The 18775-nt window shown below is 73.9% G+C and carries 18 protein-coding genes and 2 pseudogenes; 6 read left to right on the top strand and 14 right to left on the bottom strand.

Annotated elements, in window-relative coordinates; translation table 11 throughout:
- Window positions 1–27: 27 nt before the first annotated feature.
- Window positions 28–540: a GNAT family N-acetyltransferase gene (locus IE124_RS08145; protein WP_229832257.1), complete on the bottom strand. Its 513-nt coding sequence runs from the start codon at window positions 538–540 to the stop codon at window positions 28–30.
- A gap of 65 nt (window positions 541–605) precedes the next feature.
- On the opposite strand from IE124_RS08145, the gene IE124_RS08140 reads away from it, so the two are divergent.
- Window positions 606–938: a 5-carboxymethyl-2-hydroxymuconate Delta-isomerase gene (locus IE124_RS08140; protein WP_189506284.1), complete on the top strand. Its 333-nt coding sequence runs from the start codon at window positions 606–608 to the stop codon at window positions 936–938.
- Here IE124_RS08140 and IE124_RS08135 read toward each other — a convergent pair.
- Entirely contained in the window at window positions 923–1654 is a 732-nt protein-coding gene (locus tag IE124_RS08135) for a TetR/AcrR family transcriptional regulator (protein ID WP_189506282.1), read from the bottom strand. The genes IE124_RS08140 and IE124_RS08135 overlap by 16 nt on opposite strands.
- A gap of 37 nt (window positions 1655–1691) precedes the next feature.
- On the opposite strand from IE124_RS08135, the gene IE124_RS08130 reads away from it, so the two are divergent.
- On the top strand, window positions 1692–2171 hold the full coding sequence (locus IE124_RS08130) for a hypothetical protein (RefSeq protein ID WP_189506280.1): 480 nt from the start codon (window positions 1692–1694) through the stop codon (window positions 2169–2171).
- Window positions 2172–2196: 25 nt separating this feature from the next.
- On the opposite strand, the gene IE124_RS08125 is transcribed toward IE124_RS08130, so the two are convergent.
- From IE124_RS08125 to IE124_RS08105, 5 genes are all read right to left on the bottom strand, one after another.
- Complete coding sequence (locus IE124_RS08125) at window positions 2197–3288, bottom strand: PDR/VanB family oxidoreductase (protein WP_189506278.1); 1092 nt, start codon at window positions 3286–3288, stop codon at window positions 2197–2199.
- Window positions 3288–4172 (bottom strand): metal-dependent hydrolase, encoded by an 885-nt coding sequence (locus IE124_RS08120; RefSeq protein ID WP_189506276.1) that lies wholly within the window; start codon window positions 4170–4172, stop codon window positions 3288–3290. The genes IE124_RS08125 and IE124_RS08120 overlap by 1 nt, the downstream gene beginning before the upstream one ends.
- 109 nt (window positions 4173–4281) lie before the next feature.
- The gene (locus IE124_RS08115; protein ID WP_189506274.1) at window positions 4282–6657 is read right to left on the bottom strand and encodes a hypothetical protein; all 2376 of its coding nucleotides are present in this window, start codon (window positions 6655–6657) and stop codon (window positions 4282–4284) included.
- 62 nt (window positions 6658–6719) lie between these two features.
- Entirely contained in the window at window positions 6720–7520 is an 801-nt protein-coding gene (locus IE124_RS08110) for a tyrosine-protein phosphatase (protein WP_189506272.1), read from the bottom strand.
- Between the two features lie 240 nt (window positions 7521–7760).
- Entirely contained in the window at window positions 7761–8780 is a 1020-nt protein-coding gene (locus IE124_RS08105; protein WP_189506269.1) for an NAD-dependent epimerase/dehydratase family protein, read from the bottom strand.
- A gap of 244 nt (window positions 8781–9024) precedes the next feature.
- Between IE124_RS08105 and IE124_RS08100 the strand changes: the two genes are divergently transcribed.
- Window positions 9025–9681, top strand: coding sequence for a hypothetical protein (locus tag IE124_RS08100; protein WP_229832255.1), 657 nt, complete (start codon window positions 9025–9027; stop codon window positions 9679–9681).
- Between the two features lie 50 nt (window positions 9682–9731).
- Window positions 9732–11228: a PepSY-associated TM helix domain-containing protein gene (locus IE124_RS08095; protein WP_189506265.1), complete on the top strand. Its 1497-nt coding sequence runs from the start codon at window positions 9732–9734 to the stop codon at window positions 11226–11228.
- Here IE124_RS08095 and IE124_RS08090 read toward each other — a convergent pair whose 3' ends face one another.
- From IE124_RS08090 to IE124_RS08075, 5 genes and pseudogenes are all read right to left on the bottom strand, one after another.
- Window positions 11229–11810 carry a winged helix-turn-helix domain-containing protein gene (locus IE124_RS08090; protein ID WP_189506263.1) on the bottom strand — a complete coding sequence of 194 codons (582 nt, stop codon included), beginning with the start codon at window positions 11808–11810 and terminating at the stop codon, window positions 11229–11231. It lies immediately after the preceding gene.
- A gap of 105 nt (window positions 11811–11915) precedes the next feature.
- Window positions 11916–12038: a hypothetical protein gene (locus tag IE124_RS35315; protein ID WP_099054277.1), complete on the bottom strand. Its 123-nt coding sequence runs from the start codon at window positions 12036–12038 to the stop codon at window positions 11916–11918.
- 165 nt (window positions 12039–12203) lie between these two features.
- Window positions 12204–13235: a glutamine synthetase gene (glnII, locus tag IE124_RS08085; RefSeq protein ID WP_189506261.1), complete on the bottom strand. Its 1032-nt coding sequence runs from the start codon at window positions 13233–13235 to the stop codon at window positions 12204–12206.
- A 143-nt stretch (window positions 13236–13378) separates the two neighbouring features.
- On the bottom strand, window positions 13379–14554 hold the full coding sequence (locus tag IE124_RS08080; protein WP_189506259.1) for an ARPP-2 domain-containing protein: 1176 nt from the start codon (window positions 14552–14554) through the stop codon (window positions 13379–13381).
- Window positions 14551–14829: pseudogene (locus tag IE124_RS08075) on the bottom strand (hypothetical protein); the annotation flags it as partial. The gene IE124_RS08080 and the pseudogene IE124_RS08075, both read right to left, overlap by 4 nt.
- Before the next feature lie 28 nt (window positions 14830–14857).
- On the opposite strand from IE124_RS08075, the pseudogene IE124_RS08070 reads away from it, so the two are divergent.
- Both IE124_RS08070 and IE124_RS08065 read left to right on the top strand, forming a co-directional pair.
- A pseudogene (locus tag IE124_RS08070) lies at window positions 14858–15742 on the top strand (RNA-guided endonuclease InsQ/TnpB family protein); the annotation flags it as partial.
- Between the two features lie 233 nt (window positions 15743–15975).
- Window positions 15976–16896, top strand: a complete 921-nt coding sequence (locus IE124_RS08065; RefSeq protein ID WP_189506257.1) for a Gfo/Idh/MocA family protein — start codon at window positions 15976–15978, stop codon at window positions 16894–16896.
- On the opposite strand, the gene pdxR is transcribed toward IE124_RS08065, so the two are convergent.
- Both pdxR and IE124_RS08055 read right to left on the bottom strand, forming a co-directional pair.
- Window positions 16872–18332, bottom strand: coding sequence for a MocR-like pyridoxine biosynthesis transcription factor PdxR (gene pdxR / locus IE124_RS08060; protein ID WP_189506255.1), 1461 nt, complete (start codon window positions 18330–18332; stop codon window positions 16872–16874). The two genes, IE124_RS08065 and pdxR, sit on opposite strands and share 25 nt — an antisense overlap.
- A 35-nt stretch (window positions 18333–18367) precedes the next feature.
- On the bottom strand, window positions 18368–18727 hold the full coding sequence (locus tag IE124_RS08055; RefSeq protein ID WP_189506253.1) for an ArsC/Spx/MgsR family protein: 360 nt from the start codon (window positions 18725–18727) through the stop codon (window positions 18368–18370).
- Window positions 18728–18775: the final 48 nt, after the last annotated feature.

Here is an 18775-nt window from a genome sequence, read left to right as displayed (position 1 = left end):
GCCGGGGCCTTCGCCATGAGCGCGGCGTCACGCCAGGGACTTCTCCATCAGCGTCACCGTGTACCGGCGGCCGTCGGGACCGACCTTCTCCAGGAGCGGGGCGAGGGCCGTGTACCCGGCGCCCTCGTAGTACGTCCCCAGGCGCGGGTTGCGCGTCTCGCAGTCCAACCGGGCCAGCGTCCGGCCCGAGGCGGCGATCCGCTCCTCCGCGTGCGCGAGCAGCACCCGCCCGGCGCCTGCGGGCGCCGCCTCCCGGTCGGTCATCAGCCGGTGCACGTAACCCGCCACCGGCGGCTGCGGCCCCCAGACCTCCCTGTCCTCCCACCACAGCTCGTACGCGCCGACGACCCGGTCCCCGCTGGACGCCAGCCACACCTCGCCCCCGGCGATCCGCGCCCGGAAGTGCCCGGCGCTCTTCCCGCCCGGTTTCCACTGGTCGATCCCGTTCTGCACCATCCAGGCGGCCGCCCCGTCGAACAGCCCCACCAGAAGGTCCAGATCGCCGTCGTCCGCCTGCCGGAAGGTCACTTGTGTCGTCATGACGATCACCGTAATGGTGTGGCCAGACATCCGACATCCGTACCCTCTGGCCGGGAGTGACCCTCATGCCGCAGATCACCGTGGACTACTCCGCGCCCCTCGACCGGCGCGGCTTCGCGCTCGCCCTGCACCCGCTCGTCGTCGAGGCCGTGGACACCAAGCTGGACGCCTGTAAGACCCGCTTCCGGGAGGTCGAGGAGACCGTCGTCGGCGACGGCGCCACCGAGGACGTCATCGTGCACGTCGAGATCGCCCTGCTCTCCGGCCGCACGGACGACACCAAGGCGCGGCTCTCGCAGGCCGTCCTCGACCTGCTGCCGACGTACGTCAAGGCCACCGAGAACGTCCGGCTCTCCGTCGAGATCCGCGACCTCGAATCGTCCTACCGCAAGCGCTGATCGGGCACGGCGGGCGCCGTTCCGGCCGAGGGCACGAGCGCGACGAGCCGGGCCACCAGATCCCCGAAGGGACCGTCGGCCGGCTCGTCGGCGAGGAGACCGACCAGGATCCCCGCCATCTCCTCGTCGTACGCGGCCGACACCGCGGCCAGCGCCCCGAAGTCGTGCACCAGCTGCAACTCCAGCTCCGCGCGCGGGACCCGGCGGCCGTCCAGCCAGAGCAGGGCCGTCGACTCGGCGAGCGACACCCAGGAGCGGACGACCAGTTCGAGCCGGGCCGAGGGCTTCTCGACCTTCAGGTGGGCGAGGATCTGCTCGTACGCGGCCTGGCGCACCTCGTCGATCATCGCGTTCGTCGTGGAGGAACCCACCGCGGGGCCGCCCCGCATCAGTGCGGCGAAACCCGGTCCGTGATCGTCCACGAAGTCGAAGAAGCGGCCCATCACCCGCAGCAGGCGCGCCCCCAGCGGCCCCCGCGGCGGCTCCACGAACCGTGCCGCCAGCTCGTCGGCCGCCCGCCGCAGCGCCGCCTCGTAGAGGCTCTGCTTGCCGGGGAAGTAGTGGTAGACCAGCGGTCGCGAGATCCCCGCGGCCGCGGCGATCTCGTCGATGGACACCTCGTCGGGAGAGCGGTGGCTGAAGAGTTCGAGGGCCACCCCGATCAGCTGCTGCTTGCGCTCCTCGACGCCCATCCTGCGGCGTACCCCGGTCGTCATACGAACAGCCTAACGGGGTCCGTTACGCTCCTGGTCCATGAGCGCTTCCGACCAGGACACCAAGGCAGTCGAGGCCCCGGAGGCCCCCGAGGCCGCCGAGGCTCCTGAGCACGACGAGACCGCGGTCGAGGCCGCCGACGCGGACACCGAAGAGGCCGCCGAAGAGGCGGAAGACACCGAAGACACCGAAGCGGCCGACGACGCCGATGAGGCGGATGACGCCGACGACGCCCATGAGGCGGACGAAGCCCCCGCGATGGGCGGCCTCACCCCCAAGCAGGCGCGAAGGCTGCGCGTCGCCGCCGCCTCCGTCCTCCTCGTCGCCCTCGCCGTGGTCCTGGTGATCCGCCTCGCGAGCCGTACGTCCGTCCTCGTCGTCGGGGTGTACGGCCTCGCGATGATCCTCTGCGGCGTCGTCATCGAGCTCTCCCGCAACGGCCGTACGCGGCTTGCCACCTGGCTCCTGGTGAGCGGGCTGCTCGCCGCCCTCGCCTTCGACTGGCTGATCCTCCCGTAGGGCCTGTCGGGCAGGCCCCGGCGGGTCACAGGTCCAGGACGAGCCGCTTCCCCGTGCAGCGCGAGACGCAGATCAGCATCGAGCCGTTCCGCTCCGCGTCGGTGAGCAGCTCGTCCCGGTGGTCGACCTCCCCCTCCAGGACCGACTGCCGGCACGTGCCGCAGAAGCCCTGCCGGCAGGAGTACATGAGGCCGGGCACCTCCTCGCGGACCACTTCGAGCACCGTCCGGTCGGCCGCCACCGTCACCGTACGGCCGGAGCGGCGCAGCTCGACCTCGAAGGCGGTGCCGCCGGCCGGAGCGGCGGCGGAGAAGCGCTCCAGGCGCGGGGCCCGGCCCTCGGGCATCGCCGCGCCGACCGCGTCCATCAGGCCGTCGGGCCCGCAGCAGTAGACCGCCGTCTCGGCGGGGACGTGCGCGAGGAAGTCCAGGGCGGGGAAGCCGGTTTCGTCCTCGGCGACGACCGTGACGCTCCCCCAGCCTTCGGCCGGGGGGACCCCCATCTCGCTTCGCTCGCCCCCGAGCCGCTCGACCTCGTCGAGGTACGGCATCGTGGCCCGGCTCCGGCCGCAGTACAGGAGCCGCCAGTCCGCCCCGGCCGCCTCGGCGGCGCGCACCATCGGCAGGACCGGGGTGATGCCGATGCCGCCGGCGACGAAGACGTAGGCGGGGGCGCCGATCAGCGGGAAGCGGTTGCGGGGGCCGCGGATCTCGACCTCCGTGCCCTCGTGGAGCTGCTCGTGCACCTCGCGCGAACCGCCCCGGCCGTCCTCGATCAGCCGCGTCGCGACGGTGTACGCACCGGTGTCGGCCGGGTCGCCGCAGAGCGAGTACTGCCGCACGAGCCCGGACGGCAGGACGAGGTCGACATGGGCGCCCGGCTGCCACGCGGGCAATCCGGCACCTTCCAGGCGTAGTTCGACGACGCCCTCGGCGGGGGTGGCGCGCCCGGTCACGAGGACCCGGCGGGGGACCGTGCTGCCCCGGCCGTATCCGGACACGGGCACGTCGAGGGCGGGCAGCGGCCACAGCGGGGCCGTGGACATCCGGCTGCGGACGGCGTGGCGGACGAGCAGTGCGGCCCCGGCGGCCAGGGCGACGGTGGTGAACCGGGGCATCAGCGGCCTCCGTTGGCGCCGGGGGAGGAGGCGAGGTAGGCCAGCGCCTGCGCGGTGTCGCCCTCCTGGGAGGGGTGGTAGGCGCGGCTCATGTAGCGGGGTATGGAGCGCAGCATGGCCGGGGTGGAGGGCAGCACGCCCTGCCGGCCCTTGCGGTAGAACTGGCCGAAGGAGGCCTTGCCGTCGAGCAGGCTCGGGTCGTTCTCCATGAAGAAGCGGACGCCCCGCTGCCAGAGGAAGAGGAGCGCGCCCAGGCCGAGCGCCCAGGTGCGGGCGCGGCGCCGGTAGCCGCCGTCGAGGTGCATGAAGAGCTCGAAGGCGACCGAGCGGTGCTCGACCTCCTCCGCGCCGTGCCAGCGCAGCAGGTCGAGCATGGTGGGGTCGGCGCCGACCCGGTCGAGCTCCTCGGCGTTGAGGATCCAGTTGCCGAGGAAGGCCGTGTAGTGCTCGATGGCGGCGATCATCGCGACCCGCTCCATCAGCCACCAGCGGCGCGGCCGGCCCGGCGGCAGGGTCCGGTCCCCGAGCAGCTTCTCGAAGAACCAGTCGACCTGCGCGGTGTACGGGGTGGGGTCGAGGCCCAGCTTCTTCAGGTGGGGGAGGACGTCGTCGTGGGCCTGGGAGTGGACGGCCTCCTGGCCGATGAAGCCGATGACGTCCTCGCGCAGCCGGTCGTCGGTGATGTACGGCAGGGCCTGCTGGTAGACGTGCACGAACCACCGCTCGCCCGCCGGGAGCAGCAGGTGCAGCACATTGATCGTGTGCGTGGTGAAGGGGTCGCCGGGGACCCAGTGGAGCGGGGTTTCCTCCCAGTCGAAGGAGACCTTGCGGGCCTTGAGTTCGACGTGCTCCGACGCCACCGGGGCAGGCTGCGTATTAGACATGACGTCAATGTACTGAGGGGTAAGGCGCTGGAACAGGCCTGCGCGCCGCCTATTTGCCGGTACGGGCCCCGCCGGGACGCCGCTTGGCGTCAGCTCGCGTCCCGGTCGCTCACCGCAGCGAGGCCACCCGCGTGCCGTCGCGCAGGGTCCCGTCCAGGTCGGCCCGCGCCCCCGCCTTCGCCTTCACCGTCAGGACCGGGCCGTCCACGCGGCCCTTCACCCCGCCCGAGGTCTCCAGGGAGGCGAAGTCCGGACTGCCCGCCGCCAGGACGTACCAACCGCCGCCCGGCGCCTGCCACAGTACGCCCGCCAGGACCCGGGGATCCCGCACCCCGCACGCGGGCGAGCCCTCGGACCGGGCGGCGAGCGCCGCCGGCACCTTCGGTGACGGTACGAGGAACTGGGCGAGGACGCGGGCGCCGGTGCCGCGCCAGGTCTCCGCGCGCGTGCACACCCAGGCGGCGTGCCCGGCGCCCTCGGGCAGCTGCTGCCGCGCGAACCGCCAGGCATTCACGGACCGCACGCCGTGCGCCCGCACCGCCTGCAGCCGGCAGGCCGTCCGCGCCCACGCCTCCAGGGACTCCTTCTCCGTCACGTCCACCGGTGCGTCCGGCGGCCCCCACAGCAGCCGGGCGGGCGCCAGCTCGCCCAGGTCGGAGAGGAGCCGCGTGCCCGACCCGTCCCGCACCTGGAGGCCGTTCCACCGCTCGCACTCCTTCGCCTGCGCGGGGCTCGGCACGGGCTCGGTCACCCCCTGCGCGTCCCGGGCCAGCGGCCACGGCTCCTTCGCGGGCGCGAGCAGGTCCCGTACGGCCGTCTCCCGTACCCAGGGAGCCGTCAGATAGCGGACGTTGCCCGAGGCGCGGGAGACGACGAGGGCTGCCGAACCCACGGCGTCGGCCGCGTCCGTCCGCGCGAAGTCCAGCGCCGCGCCGCCCGCGCCCGCCACCGGCTCCGCGTACCGCACGGCCCGCAGCCCGTCGTGGAACAGCACCACCCGGGCGCCGTCCACCAGGCCCGCGAACAGCAGCTGCGGCGGCCCCATCGGAGGCCCGACGGGCGTCCCGGGCGTCGCCGACGACCGCACGGTGAGGCCCGGCCGCGCCCACACGGCGAGCGCCCGCCGCAGCAGCGCCCGGTCCGCGGTGAGACCGCCGCGCGCGGGCCAGACCGAGAAGTCCTGACGCGTGGACCCCGGCCAGGCGGTGGGCGGCACGCGCTTGACGGCACCGGGATCGAGGGCGGCCTCGGCGGCCGGGTTCCGGGCGTACGAGGGCGCGGCAGCACCGTTTCTGCCCCAGCCGTCCCCGGGCAGCCCGAGCAGGGTCCCGCAGACGACGAGCGCGGCGACGGCGACGAGCGCGGCCCGCCCGTGCTGCCGCCGCCGCAACAGGTCGGTCGGCCGGGCCTGCAGGGAACAGGGATCGAACTCGGCCGACTCCAGCAGAGCGGCCCCACTGACCCGCCCACCGCCCCGCCGCGCCTCCCCGACCCCAGCGAACGGCACACCACCCGCCGGCCCCGGGCTGCCGGAGCCGCCCCCGTACCGCCCACCGTCCCCGGCTCCGCCGGGTCCTCCGCCGCTCCCGGGTCCCCCGCCGCCGGCGGGGGCTCCGGCCGGCCCGCTGCCCGGTCCACCGTCGTAGGCGGCGCCCTCGCCGCTCCAGGCGCCGGCGAGGCGCCGGGGCTCACCCGTCCTGCCCCGTCCGCCCTGCTCTCCGACCCGCGCGGTGCGCCCGCCTTCGGTGGCGCGCCCGTCTTCGCCGGACTGCCGGGCTCCGTCGCCGGGGCGGCGGGTGCGCTCGCCGCCGGCCGGGGCACCGGCCCCCGGCACGGGCGCCTCGGCCGCGCGGCGGCCGCCCTCCGCGAGCCCGGCGGCTCCCGCGCGCCGGTCATCCTCCGCGAGCCGGTCGTCCTCCGCCGCGTCGACCGCGTCCGCCTCCGCCAGGGCCGCCGCCGGGTCGGTGACACCGGCGGCGGCCAGGACGCGCAGGACCTCCGGGTCGCCCTGGCGCTCCAGGCCGCGGAGCACGTACGCCGCGCGGCCCGGGCCCGAGAGGGCGGACAGGCGCTGGTCCAGGGCCAGTTCGTCCGCGCCGCCCACCCGGGGGAAGACCCGCAGCCCCCACACCTGCGGCAGCAGCGGAGGGAACTGGGCCCGGCGCGGCAGCGCGCGCCGCCGCAGCGGGAGCCCGGCGACCAGGGCCTGCCGCAGCACCTCGCCCCGTACGTACGCGTAGCCGGGATCCACCGCGTCCTCGGGGCGCCGCGGCCCCGGGACCTCGGGACCCGGCACCCGGCGGCGCGGCAGCGAACGCTGCACGAGCGCGTGCGCGGTCAGCACCCGGCGGTTGCGGCCGAGCGTCGGCGGCAGCACGAGATAGGCGATGCGCACGAGGCGCGGATAGTGCTCGACGAGCGCGGCCTCGGCCTGCTCGACGTCGACGGGGCCCACGGGCGAGGGGTCGAGATCCTGGGTGCTCACGTTCAGCAGAACGAGCGATTCTTCCGATGGTCACCCCGGCCAGGGGCCCGCCCCCGTGGGCCTCAGGCCGAATGGACCGTCAACCGCTCGCGGATCACCGCCGTCACCTCGTCCGGGACGCCGAGCCCCTCCCGTACGTACTTCTCCATCGAGCCGTGCCGGATCGCCACCTCGTCGAGACCCGCCTCCAGGTACTCCGGCAGGACCCCGATCAGGTCGAGCGCCAGCTGGGGATCCCCGCCCTGGGCCGTGAACCCCTCGATCATCGGCGCGAACGCCTGCCGCACCGCCGGATTGACCGCCAGGTACTCGTCCAGCACCGTCTCCTCGTCCGCCCCGAGCAGCGACAGGACGACCGTCGCCGCCCACCCCGTGCGGTCCTTGCCCGCCGAACAGTGGAAGAGCACGGGCCCGGCGCCGGGCGCGCCCAGCTCGGTCAGCAGGGCGCGGTACGCGAGGCGGGCGGCGTCGCCGGACACGAAGGTCCGGTAGGTGCGGCCGAAGGCCGCCCGCACCCGGCCCCCGCCGAGGTGCTCCTCGGCGAGCGCAGGGTCGGAGAGCAGCACCTTCAGCCGCGCGGCCGGCGGCAGCCCGCTGACGGCCAGCCGGTCGGCGAGCACGTCCGCGACGAGCAGCCGCGCGCCGGCCGGCAGGTGGTCGGGGCGCTCGCCGCGCTCGGTCTCGGTCCGCAGGTCGACGACCGTACGGATGCCGAGCTCCGCCACCACCTGCTCGGCCGGATCGAGCCGGTCGAGGTGCGCCGAGCGGAAGGCGAGACCCGACCGGACGGCGCGCCCGCCCCCGAGGGGCAGCCCCCCGAGGTCACGGAGGTTGGCGACGGAGACGGCGGGGATGGCGGGCATGGGCGTCGACTCCTCCGGTTCGTCCACTTTGCTGTCGACCGTAGTGGATCTACCGAAATGTGGCAGTTCGTCAGCGCCTCGCATCCCCGCCGGCGCCCCTTGTCCCGCGGGCGCTCCTCGACCTTGCGGGGGACGCTCGACCTTGCGGGCGCCTCTCGACCTCGCGGGGGGACGCTCGTCCCCGCAGGCGCTCTTGGTCCCGTCGGCGACCCTCGTCCCCGTCAGTGACTCTCGTTCCCGTCAGTGACCCTCGTCCCCGCCGACAGGCGCGTACTTCGCGAGGAACTCCGCCTCCCGCTCCGCGGAGAGCCCGACCTCCGGCCGGTCGGGGCGCTTCGGCGCGACCCCGCCGAGCGACTCCAGCCACGCCCAGGTGTCCGCGACCGTCTCCTCGACCGGCCGGCAGCGCAGGCCCGTCGCGACCGCCCGGGAGACGTCGGCCGTGTGCATCGCGTCGTACATCTCGCCCGGCGGCAGCCACACGGGCAGCTCCGACCAGGGTTCGAGACCGGCCGCGAGGACCGCCTCCGGCTCCGCCCACCGCAGCTCGGCGTCCGAGCCGGTCGCCTTCACACAGGCGTCGAGCAGCTCGCCCATGGTCGTGTGCCCGGGCGGCGAGACGAGGTTGTACGGCCCGGAGAGCCCGGCCGCCACCGCGTCGAGCGTCCACTCGGCGAGGTCGCGGGCATCGACGTACTGGATCGGGAGCGTGCTCGGCCCGGGGGCCAGGACCGTCCCGCCGCGCGCCACCCGGCCCAGCCACCAGGGGAGCCGGCCGATGTTCTCGTACGGGCCGATGATGAGGCCCGCCCGGACGTGCAGCGTCCGCTCCGCCCCGAAGGCGGCCGTCGCGGCGAGCTCGCCACCCATCTTGGCTTCCGCGTACGGCACGTCCCCGGCGTCCGGCGAACCCTCCACCAGCGGGCCGTCCTCTGTGAGCCCGGCGGCCGGCGGCCAGGAGTAGACGGAGCGGCTCGACACGTACGCGTACCGATCGACCCGGTCCGCGAGCAGCCGCGCCGCGTCCCGGACCGCCGAGGGCGCGGCCGACCAGGTGTCCACGACGGCGTCCCAGGAACCGGTCGCGAGAGCGGCGAGCCCTTCCGGACCGGTCGTGCGGTCACCGAGCAGGGACCTGACTCCGGCCGGGGGTGCGTGGCGGCCCCGGTGGAAGACCGTCACCTCCCAGCCCCGGCCGAGCGCCGCCTCGACGACCGCGCGACCCACGAACTCCGTACCACCGAGAATCAGCAATCTCATGATCGAAGCGTGCCCCGGAGGCGCGGCCGGGGCCAGAGGATTCCGCTCCCGGAGGATTCCGCCGGGGGAGGAACGAGACGGTGCGGGCGGGGGTGCGGCGGGGGAGGGGAGGGGGTCTGTTCGGCCTGATGGCGGGATGGCACCATTGCGGGCGATGACGGATGCCCGGTCGCCGCTGCGCGCCCTGCGAGCCGCACTTTTCGCGGCGGTGTGCGTGTCTTTGGCCGCTGTGGGGCATTCGTCCATGTCTGCGCACCAGCTTCCGGCACCCGGCCTGCTCGCCGCCTTCGCCGCGACGGCCGTCGTTGCGTGGGCCGCGGCCGGACGGCGGCGGGGCGCACCGACGATCGCGGGCGCGATGCTCTTCCTCCAGGGCGCGCTGCACCTGCTCTTCTCCATGACGGGCGCGCACCCGGCGGCGGGGGCCGTGGGCGACGCGAAGGCCACGACGCACGCGCATGCCATGACCGGCGGACACCCGTCCTTGGGCTCCATGCACCCCACGGGCGCCATGCAACCCATGGGCTCCGCGGGCGGACCCATGGGTTCCACGGATCCCGTGGAACCCATGGACCTCATGTCCATGAGCCCCATGGCCATGGACTCCGGCGCCGGCATGCTCGCCGTCCACCTCCTCGCCGCACTCCTCTGCGGCCTCTGGCTGGCCCACGGCGAAGCCGCGTTCTTCACGCTCGCCGAGGCCGCCCTGGCCTACGCGTTCACCCCGCTGCGCCTGCTGTTCGCGCGCGTGCGCGTCCCCGACGCCCCGCGCGGCCCGGTCCGCCGACCTCGCGGGAACGCCCACCGTCCCCACACCGTCGTCCTCGCGCACACCGTCTCCCGGCGCGGCCCGCCCCGGTTGTCCGTACCCCGCGCCACGGCCCTCGGAGCACACGTCTGACACCGGGGGTCTCCTCCCGTTGTCCACGTCGAATCCAAGGACGGACAGTCATGACCATCGACGATCCCGCGCGCCCGGAAACCACCGAGGCACCACCGTCGGAAGCCACCGAAGCCACCGAAGCCACCGAAGCCACCGAAGCCACCGGCGCCTCGGACGCCCCCGGCACCGCGGCGAACACCCCCCGCAAGGCCGGCACCTGGAGCGCCCTGCGCCCCCTCGTCCTGCGCCTCCACTTCTATGCCGGCGTCCTCGTCGCCCCGTTCCTCCTCGTGGCCGCCGCCAGCGGCCTGCTCTACGCGCTCTCCTTCCAGGCCGAGAAGGTGATCTACGCGCACGAGCTGGAGGTCCCCGTCGGCGACCGGACGCTGCCGCTCTCGCAGCAGGTGAACATCGCCCGCAAGGTCAACCCGAACGGCACCGTCACCGCCGTCTGGCCCGGTGCCGAACCGGACGCCAGCACCCGGGTCCTGATGGCCGACCCCGACGTCCCCGAGGGCACGTCGCTCGCCGTCTTCGTCGACCCCTACACCGGGGAGGTACGGGGACAACTGCCCAGCTTCGGCAGCTCCGGCGCCCTGCCGCTGCGGACCTGGATCGACGGGCTCCACGCCGACCTGCACCTCGGTGAACTCGGCCGCAACTACAGCGAGCTGGCCGCCAGCTGGCTGTGGGTGATAGCCCTCGGCGGTCTGCTGCTCTGGCTCGGCCGCCGCAGGAAGAACCGTCGCGCGCTCTTCGTCCCCGAGGGCGGCCCGAAGTCCCGCCGCCGCACGCTCTCCTGGCATGGCTCGGTCGGCCTCTGGGCTGTGACCGGCCTCGTCCTGCTCTCCGCGACGGGCCTGACCTGGTCGCGGTACGCGGGCGAGAACATCGGCGCCGTCCAGGACGGCCTCGGCGGCGCGACGCCCACCCTGACCGCGACCCTCGGCGGCGCGGCGGGCGGCGGCTCCGAGCACGAGGGCCACGGCGCCGGCCACGAGCAGACCGGCACCACCCCGCAGGGCCCGGACATCGGCGTCGACAAGGCGGTCGAGGCGGCCCGCGCGGCCGGCATCGACAGCCCGCGCATCTCGGTCGTCCTGCCCGCCGACGGCAAGGGCTACGTGGTCAAGGAGACCGACACGCAGTTCCCGCTCCAACTGGACTCGGCGGCCGTGAACCCGGCGGACGGCACGGTCCTCGACCGCCTCGCCTTCGCCGACTACCCGCTCCTCGCCAAGCTGACCCGCATCGGCATCGACGCGCACACCGGCGTGTTCCTGGGCCTGTTCAACCAGCTGGCCCTGGCCGCCCTCGCGCTCTCCCTGATCCTGCTGATCCTCTGGGGCTACCGCATGTGGTGGCAGCGCCGCCCGGGCCGCCCGGTGGCGCGCGGGGCCTGGCGCAAGGTCCCGGTGACGATGCTGCTGCCGCTCGCGGCGGTCACGGCGCTGGTCGGCTGGTTCGTCCCGCTGCTCGGCCTCAGCCTGCTGCTGTTCCTGGCGGTGGACCTCACCCTCGCCCTGGTGGCGAAGATAAAGGCGAGGTCCACCCGAACCGCCTGATCAGGGCGTGTACTTGTAGCCGACCCGCCGCACGGTCTGGATCGTGTGGCGGTGCTCGGCCCCCAGCTTCCGGCGCAGCCGGGCCACGTGCACGTCGACCGTACGGCCGTCGCCGACGTGTCCGTACCCCCACACCGTCGTGACCAACTGGTCGCGGGTGTGCACCCGGTGCGGGTGCGCCACGAGATGGGCGAGGAGCTCGAACTCCAGATAAGTCAGGTCGAGCTCCTCCCCGTCCACGGCGGCGATCCGCCGGACCCCGTCGATGGCCACCGGACCCTGCTCCTCCGGCGCGGCGGCCGGGGCGGGGACGGGGGCGGCCACGGGGACCTCCGGCTGCTGGCCGGCCGGGACGAGCACGAGGTACCCGACCATCGGCGGCCGCCCCGGCAGCGTCGGCAGCGCGTGCTGCGGCGCGGGCAGCAGGGTGGCGCCGGGCGGCAGGAGGTCCGCCACCTGGGAAAGCTGGGAGAGCGGCGAGAGCGAGGGGAGACCGGCGACCTCGTGGGGATCGACGGCCCGGAGCCGGGGCCGGCCGGGACGGGCGGCGGCGGGGAGGGGAGCGGTCTGGATGTGGGCCATGGAAGGTCAGCTCTTTCGCGCGGGGAAACGAACGGACAGGCGTGGTGCGTCAGTCGTCGTGCGCGTCGGCCGAAGGCCTGGGATCGGACCGTACCGATCGGGGCTTTAGAGGGCCGACGCGTTCCTCGCGCGGCAACAGACCCGGTCGAAGTCGTCGTGCTGCCGGGACGGCCAGAACGGCTCCAGGTCGTCACGACCCGTCGCGGTCTCGTTCTTCGTTGTGGCCATATCCCTATTGAACCAGAAGGGAATGCCCCCGACGAGCCTTTCGTCGGCCAAACCCCGTGTCATCCGTCCCACATGACGAAAAGAGGCGCCCACCGTGTGAAACGGTGGGCGCCTCTTCCGAGGTGCCTGCGCGTCGATCCGGGACGCGGATCGGACGGGCTGGGATCAGACCTGGCCGGCCTTCTCCAGGGCCTCGCAGCAGGTGTCCACCAGCAGGCGGGTCACCACGTACGGGTCCACGTTCGCGTTCGGGCGGCGGTCCTCGATGTAGCCCTTCTGGTCCTGCTCGACCTGCCACGGGATGCGGACCGAGGCGCCGCGGTCCGAGACGCCGTAGGAGTACTTGTCCCACGGGGCGGTCTCGTGCAGACCCGTCAGACGGTCGTCGATGCCGGCGCCGTAGTTCTTGACGTGGTCGAGCGGCTTCGAGCCCTCGCCGAGGGACTCGGCGGCGGTGATGATCGCGTCGTAGCCCTCACGCATCGCCTTGGTGGAGAAGTTGGTGTGCGCGCCCGCGCCGTTCCAGTCACCCTTCACCGGCTTCGGGTCCAGCGTCGCGGAGACCTTGAAGTCCTCCGCCGTGCGGTACAGCAGCCAGCGGGCGACCCACAGCTGGTCCGAGACCGTGAGCGGCGCCAGCGGGCCGACCTGGAACTCCCACTGGCCCGGCATGACCTCGGCGTTGATGCCGGAGATGCCCAGACCCGCGGTGAGGCAGTTCTCCAGGTGCGCCTCGACGATGTCACGGCCGAAGATCTCGTCGGCGCCGACACCGCAGTAGTAGCCGCCCTGCGGGGCCGGGAAGCCGCCGACCGGGAAGCCGAGCGGACGCTCGCCGTCGAAGAAGGTGTACTCCTGCTCGATGCCGAAGATCGGCTCCTGCGCGGCGTACTTGGTGGCGACCTCGGCGAGCGCGGCACGCGTGTTGGACTCGTGCGGCGTCATGTCCGTGTTGAGGACCTCGCACAGCACCAGGATGTCGTCGCCGCCGCGGATCGGGTCGGGGCAGACGAAGACCGGCTTGAGGACGCGGTCCGAGGCGTGGCCCTTGGCCTGGTTCGTGCTGGAACCGTCGAAGCCCCAGATCGGCAGCTCGTCGAGCGCGGCGCCACCGCTCACGATGATCTTCGTCTTGGAACGAAGCTTCGCGGTCGGCTCGGTGCCGTCGATCCAGATGTACTCAGCCTTGAAGGTCACGGGACTCATCCTTTGAGCGTGCTGCTGCGGGTGCGCGGCGGCTCGCGGCGCTGCGAGAAGCTGCGGTGTCGTGTTCGGTGTCCGGTCGCAGCTTCGCAACACGGGATTTCCCGACGGTTGCCCGTTTGTGAACCCCGTGTTACTCAGCCTTCCTCTTCTTCCCGCCTGCGCCGTGCGACGACCTGCGCGTCGAGCAGGCCGCCGAGCCCCGCCGCCTCGATCCGCCGCACGATCTCCGCGTACGAGGTGCCGAGCGCCTGCGCCGTCTTCTCCAGGTGCCAGTCGTGGCCCGCGAGCCGCTGCAGCAGGTGGCCCTTCCGGACCTGCTTGTCGGAGAGCCGGAAGGTCTTCAGATGGGCCGTCCGCCCCTTGTGGTCGGTGATCAGCTCGCCGATGTGCTGCTCCCGCCCGTCCCGCAGGAAGGGCGGCAGGAACCGGTACAGGTCGAAGCCCCCCATCCGGTACACCCGGTCGTAGGCGTACGAGGTCTCCAGGAGGTCGCGCGCCATCAGCCCGTCGTGCGCCTCCGCCCAGGCCCGCTCCTGCGCGCGCGCCGCCGCCCGCAGGTCCGCGAGCGTCCGGATGCCGCCGGCGCCGTCCCGGATCCGCGCCGTGAACTCCGGCACCGGCCCGCCGAAGTACGCGTACTGGTGGACCAGCTCGCCGTACAGGTCCTCGACGAGCGTCGGATGCAGCACGCGGTAGTCGTCCGGGTGCGGGACGACGAAGGCCGCGGCCAGGGCGTCGGCCACGTACAGGAGCATCCCGGACTGGCCCGGGTGGAGCTCGAAGATCCGCAGCGCCTCCGTGAGCCCGGGCACCGCCCAGCCCGCGTAAGCCGCCTCGGCGCGCGGCGACAGGCCCTGCTTGAGGGCCTTGCGGGACCAGTCGTCCCAGACCACGGACGGGCCGCCGAAGTGCAGCGCGAGATAGCCGTCGAGGGCGAGGTGGAGCGGCAGGAAACGCAGCCGCCGCTCGCCCTGCCGCCGCTTGGCCAGCCGGTGCAGCCGGCGCACGGGCACGCACGGGGGTGCTCCCTCGCCGCCGAGCAGGGTCCCGTAGGCGGCGGACTCGGCGCCCTTCTCCGCGCCCGCCCCCGCCCCCGGTCCCGTCCAGTCGGCGACGAAGCCGTGCGGGACGTACGAGGTGTAGGTCGTCCGGTCGCCGAGGTCCACGGTGGTGAGCCCCGAGCCCTCGTACAGCTCCCGGCGCAGCCGCAGCCCGGCCACCGGCTCGTCCCGCACCAGCGGCACGATCCGCACCCCGCCCCACACCTGCGCCGGCCGGAGGTCGAGCCCGGTCAGATCGATCCGCGTCATCCCCCGGCCTCCTTCAGGAACAGCTCCACGCGACGGTCCAGGTAGGCGCCCAGCTCCGCGAAGCCCGTCCGCCCCTCGGCGAACTGCGCGATCTCCACCAGGGCCGCCAGATCCTCCGCGTCCCGGATCCCCGCCGTCGGCACGCTCGGCGCCAGCCGGCGCACGTCGAAGCCCTCGGCGTCGTATACGGGGTTGAGGTGCACGACGCTCGTCCGGCGCTCGGCGTCGAGCCGCGTACGCCACACCCGCAGGACCTCTCCGGCGAGCCCCGGCGGTTGTGAAGACCGCGTGGGCGGTACGCTGCCGGGGTCGAAGCGCCGTGTCAGGGCGGAGTCGAAGCCGATCGCCTTCCGGCCCGAGGCCGCGCAGCCGTACGACGACCGGTGCCTGTCCTGGCAGTACGACGCCGGGACGGTGTCGATCTGGACGACGGCCGGACGGCTCAGGAACGTCCGCTTCACCTGCTCCCCAAAAGCGCTGAAGATGCTCTGCGAGTACCGCAAGGGCGAGTCCGACCTGGTCGAACGCGATGGCGTGTTCTACCTGGTTGCCGTCTGCGACATCCCCGAGGCCGAGCAGTACGAGCCCCTAGGGTTCATCGGCGTCGACCTCGGGATCGTGAACATCGCCACCACGTCCACCGGCTACCGGGCCGCCGGGCGCGGCCTGAACCGCTACCGGAAACGACAGCTCGCCCTGCGGGAGAAGCTCCAGGCCAAGGGCACCAAGTCCGCCAAGCGCCTGCTCAAGAAGCGGTCCCGCAAGGAAGCCCGGCACACCGCCCACGTCAACCACGTCGTCTCGAAGACCATCGTCACCACCGCTGAACGCACCGGCTCCGGTATCGCCCTCGAAGACCTCACAGGCATCCGAAGCCGGGTACGGCACCGCAAGGACCAGCGGACCTCTCTGCATTCGTGGGGCTTCCACCAGCTCGCCGCCTTCGTTGAGTACAAGGCCAGGCGGGTCGGGGTACCGCTGGTGTACGTCGATCCGGCCTACACCAGTCAGCAGTGCTCCGAGTGCGGCTACATCGACCGGAAGAACCGTGTCGATCAAGCGACGTTCGCGTGCCGGTCCTGCGGGGCCCTCATGCACGCGGATGACAACGCGTCCCACAACATCCGCCGTAAAGGCGAGACCGTGTGGACCGCGGGGCGTGAGTCACGCGCTCCTGCCATCCCATAGGGGTGTCTGGACGGAGGAGTCAACCCAACAGCCAGTTGGGCGCTACCTCCAAGCCCGGTCCTTCAGGGCCGGGTCAAGTTGACAGGCAGGTTCCGGAAGTCGCACCGAAGTCCCGCGGCCGGCGGGGGAAAGCTAGCACCGGGATGGGGGGGGCCTGCCAGCGGATTACGGGCGTGCCCGGACAGGTCACCTCGCCGCCCCTCGCTGTCAGAGGCACCCGGCAGACTGGGGCCATGGCGAAGTACCTGGGCGCGAAGCCCCGCATCGGACTCCTCGGCACCGGCCCCTGGGCCGGCCGTACGCACGCGCCCGCGCTCGCCGGGCATCCGGGCGTCGAGTTCAGCGGAGTGTGGGGCAGACGTGCGGAGGCCGCGGAGGAGCTCGCCGCCGCGTCCGGCACGCGCGCGTACGACGACGTGGACGCCCTCTTCGCGGCCAGCGACGCCGTGGCCTTCGCGCTCCCGCCGGACGTCCAGGCCCCCTTGGCGGTGCGGGCGGCGCGGGCCGGCTGTCACGTCCTGCTCGACAAGCCGGTGGCCACGACCGTGGCGGGGGCCAGGGAGGTGGCCGAGGCCGTCGAGGAGGCCGGGGTCGCCTCGGTGGTGTTCTGCACGCTGCGCTTCGCGGAGGAGACGGCCCGCTGGATCGAGGAGCGGCAGGCGGCGGGCGGCTGGCTCCTGGGCGAGGCGCACTGGCTGGGCTCGCTCTACGGGCCGGGCTCCGCCAGCGTGTACGCGGACTCCCCGTGGCGTCGGGAGAAGGGCGGGCTGTGGGACGTCGGCCCGCACGTCCTCTCGGTCTATCTGCCGGTCCTCGGCGACGTCACCGCGATCACGGCCGTGGCGGGCCCGGCGGACACCCACCACCTGGTCCTGCGCCACGGCTCGGGCGCGAGCAGCACGGCCACGCTGACCCTGAGCGCCCCGCCGGAAGCGGCGGAGGTGACGCTCTCGCTGCACGGCGCCGAGGGCCGGGCCGAACTGCCCCGCTGGGGAGGAGCGGTGGACGCCTTCGGCGCGGCCGTGGACGCCCTGCTCACGGCGGCCCGCACGGGCGAGCCGCACGCGTGCGACGCCCGCTTCGGCCTGCGGCTGACCGAGATCCTGACGGAGGCGGAGCGGCTCGCCGCTCAGAGCGCGGTGGACAGGGCCTGACACAGCGCCTCCAGCGCGGCCGGGTACAGCCGGTCCGGCGGTGTGGCGTAGCCGACGACGAGGCCGTCGGGGAGGGCCGGGCCCAGTGCCTCCGGGTGCCGGTAGTCGGCGAGGCCCTCCACGGCGACCCCGTGCCGGGCCGCGGCGGCGACGGCCGCCCGCTCCGTGCCCGGGGGCAGCTCCACGAGGGCGTGCAGCCCGGCGGAGAGACCGGTCACCCGCACCCGCGGCACGCGCTCCGCGAGCACCGAGGCCAGCCGGTCGCGGCGCACGCGGTGCTGCTGGCGCATCCGCCGGACGTGCCGGTCGTACGCGCCGGATTCGACGAACTCCGCGAGGGTGAGCTGCTCCGTCGCCGAGGTGTGGGGTTCGCGCACGCCCTTCGCTTCGAGGACGCCGTCCACGAGGGCCTCCGGCAGGCACATCCAGCCGATCCGCAGTGCGGGGGAGAGGCTCTTGCTGACGGAGCCGAGGAGGACGGTCCGGTCGGGGTCGAGGCTCTGGACGGCGCCGACCGGCCGCCGGTCGTAGCGGAACTCGCCGTCGTAGTCGTCCTCCACGACGAGCCCGCCGGAGCGGCGCGCCCACTCCAGGACGCCGGCCCGGCGCTCGGGGTGGAGCGGCCCGCCGGTGGGGAACTGGTGGGCGGGGGTGAGCAGGACGGTGCCCGCCTCCGGGGGGATCTCCGCGATGCGGGCCCCGTCCTCGTCGACGGCCAGGGGCAGCGTGTGGATGCCCGCCTCGCCCAGCAGCCCCTGGTGGTAGGGGAGTCCGTAGGCCTCGACGGCCCAGGGCCGGGGCGGCGCCTTGCGGGCAGCCGTCTGACGGGCGGGCTTCTCTCGAGCGTTCGTCGCCAGGGGCACGCGTGCGAGGAGCCGCAGGGCGTGCGCGGTGCCCGAGCAGACCACGATCCGGTCCGGGGTGGTCCGTACGCCCCGGACCCGTGCGAGGTACGCGGCGAGGGCCCGGCGCAGTTCGATCCGGCCGCGCGGGTCCCCGACGCCGAAGGCCTCGTGGGGTGCGGCGGTCAGCGCCCGCCGGGCGGCCGCCAGCCAGGCCGAGCGCGGGAAGGCGCCCGGGTCGGGCTTGCCCTGGACGAGGTCGTACGGGAGCGCCGCCGGGGCCACGGGCCGGGCCGGTCCGGGGGCGGGGGCGAGGACGCGCTCGGCCACCCGGGTCCCGGAACCCTGGCGGGAGGTCAGCCAGCCCTCGGCGACCAGCTCTGCATAGGCGTCGGCGACGGTGTTGCGGGCGATCCCGAGGTCGGCGGCGAGCGACCGGTAGGGCGGCAGCAGGGTCCCGGGCGCCAGCCGCCCGCCGCGCACGGCCTCGCGCAGGGCCTCGGTGAGCACGGCCCGCCGGCTGCCGCCGGCGCCGAGCTCCAGATGCAGGTCGACCCCGAGCCCGCCGGGCCTGCCGTCCACCGTCCCGTTCACCGCACGTCCTCCAGGCTCCCCTTCGCTCGTACGGCTCAACGTGACAGGGCGTCCCGCACGGCCTCCTCCGACCGGGCCACGACGGCCGTGCCGTCCTCCGCCGTGATGATCGGCCGCTGGATCAGCTTGGGGTGCCCGGCGAGCGCCTCGACCCACCGGTCCCGGTTCGCCTCGTCCCGGGGCCATTCCTTCACCCCGAGCTCCTTGGCGACGGCCTCCTGGGTCCGTGTGATGTCCCACGGTTCGAGCCCGAGCCGGTCGAGGACCTGTCGGATCTCCTCGGGCGAGGGCACGTCCTCCAGGTAGCGCCGGACGGTGTAGTCGGCGCCCTCCGCGTCGAGCAGGGTGAGGGCGCTGCGGCACTTGGAACAGGCGGGATTGATCCAGATCTCCATGCCCCACACGGTACCCCCCAGACCGCTCTCCACCACCCCCCAAACCCT

The organism is Streptomyces narbonensis (assembly GCF_014649015.1).
GTDB lineage: Bacteria > Actinomycetota > Actinomycetes > Streptomycetales > Streptomycetaceae > Streptomyces > Streptomyces narbonensis.
This window is presented reverse-complemented; position numbering and strand designations above follow the sequence as displayed.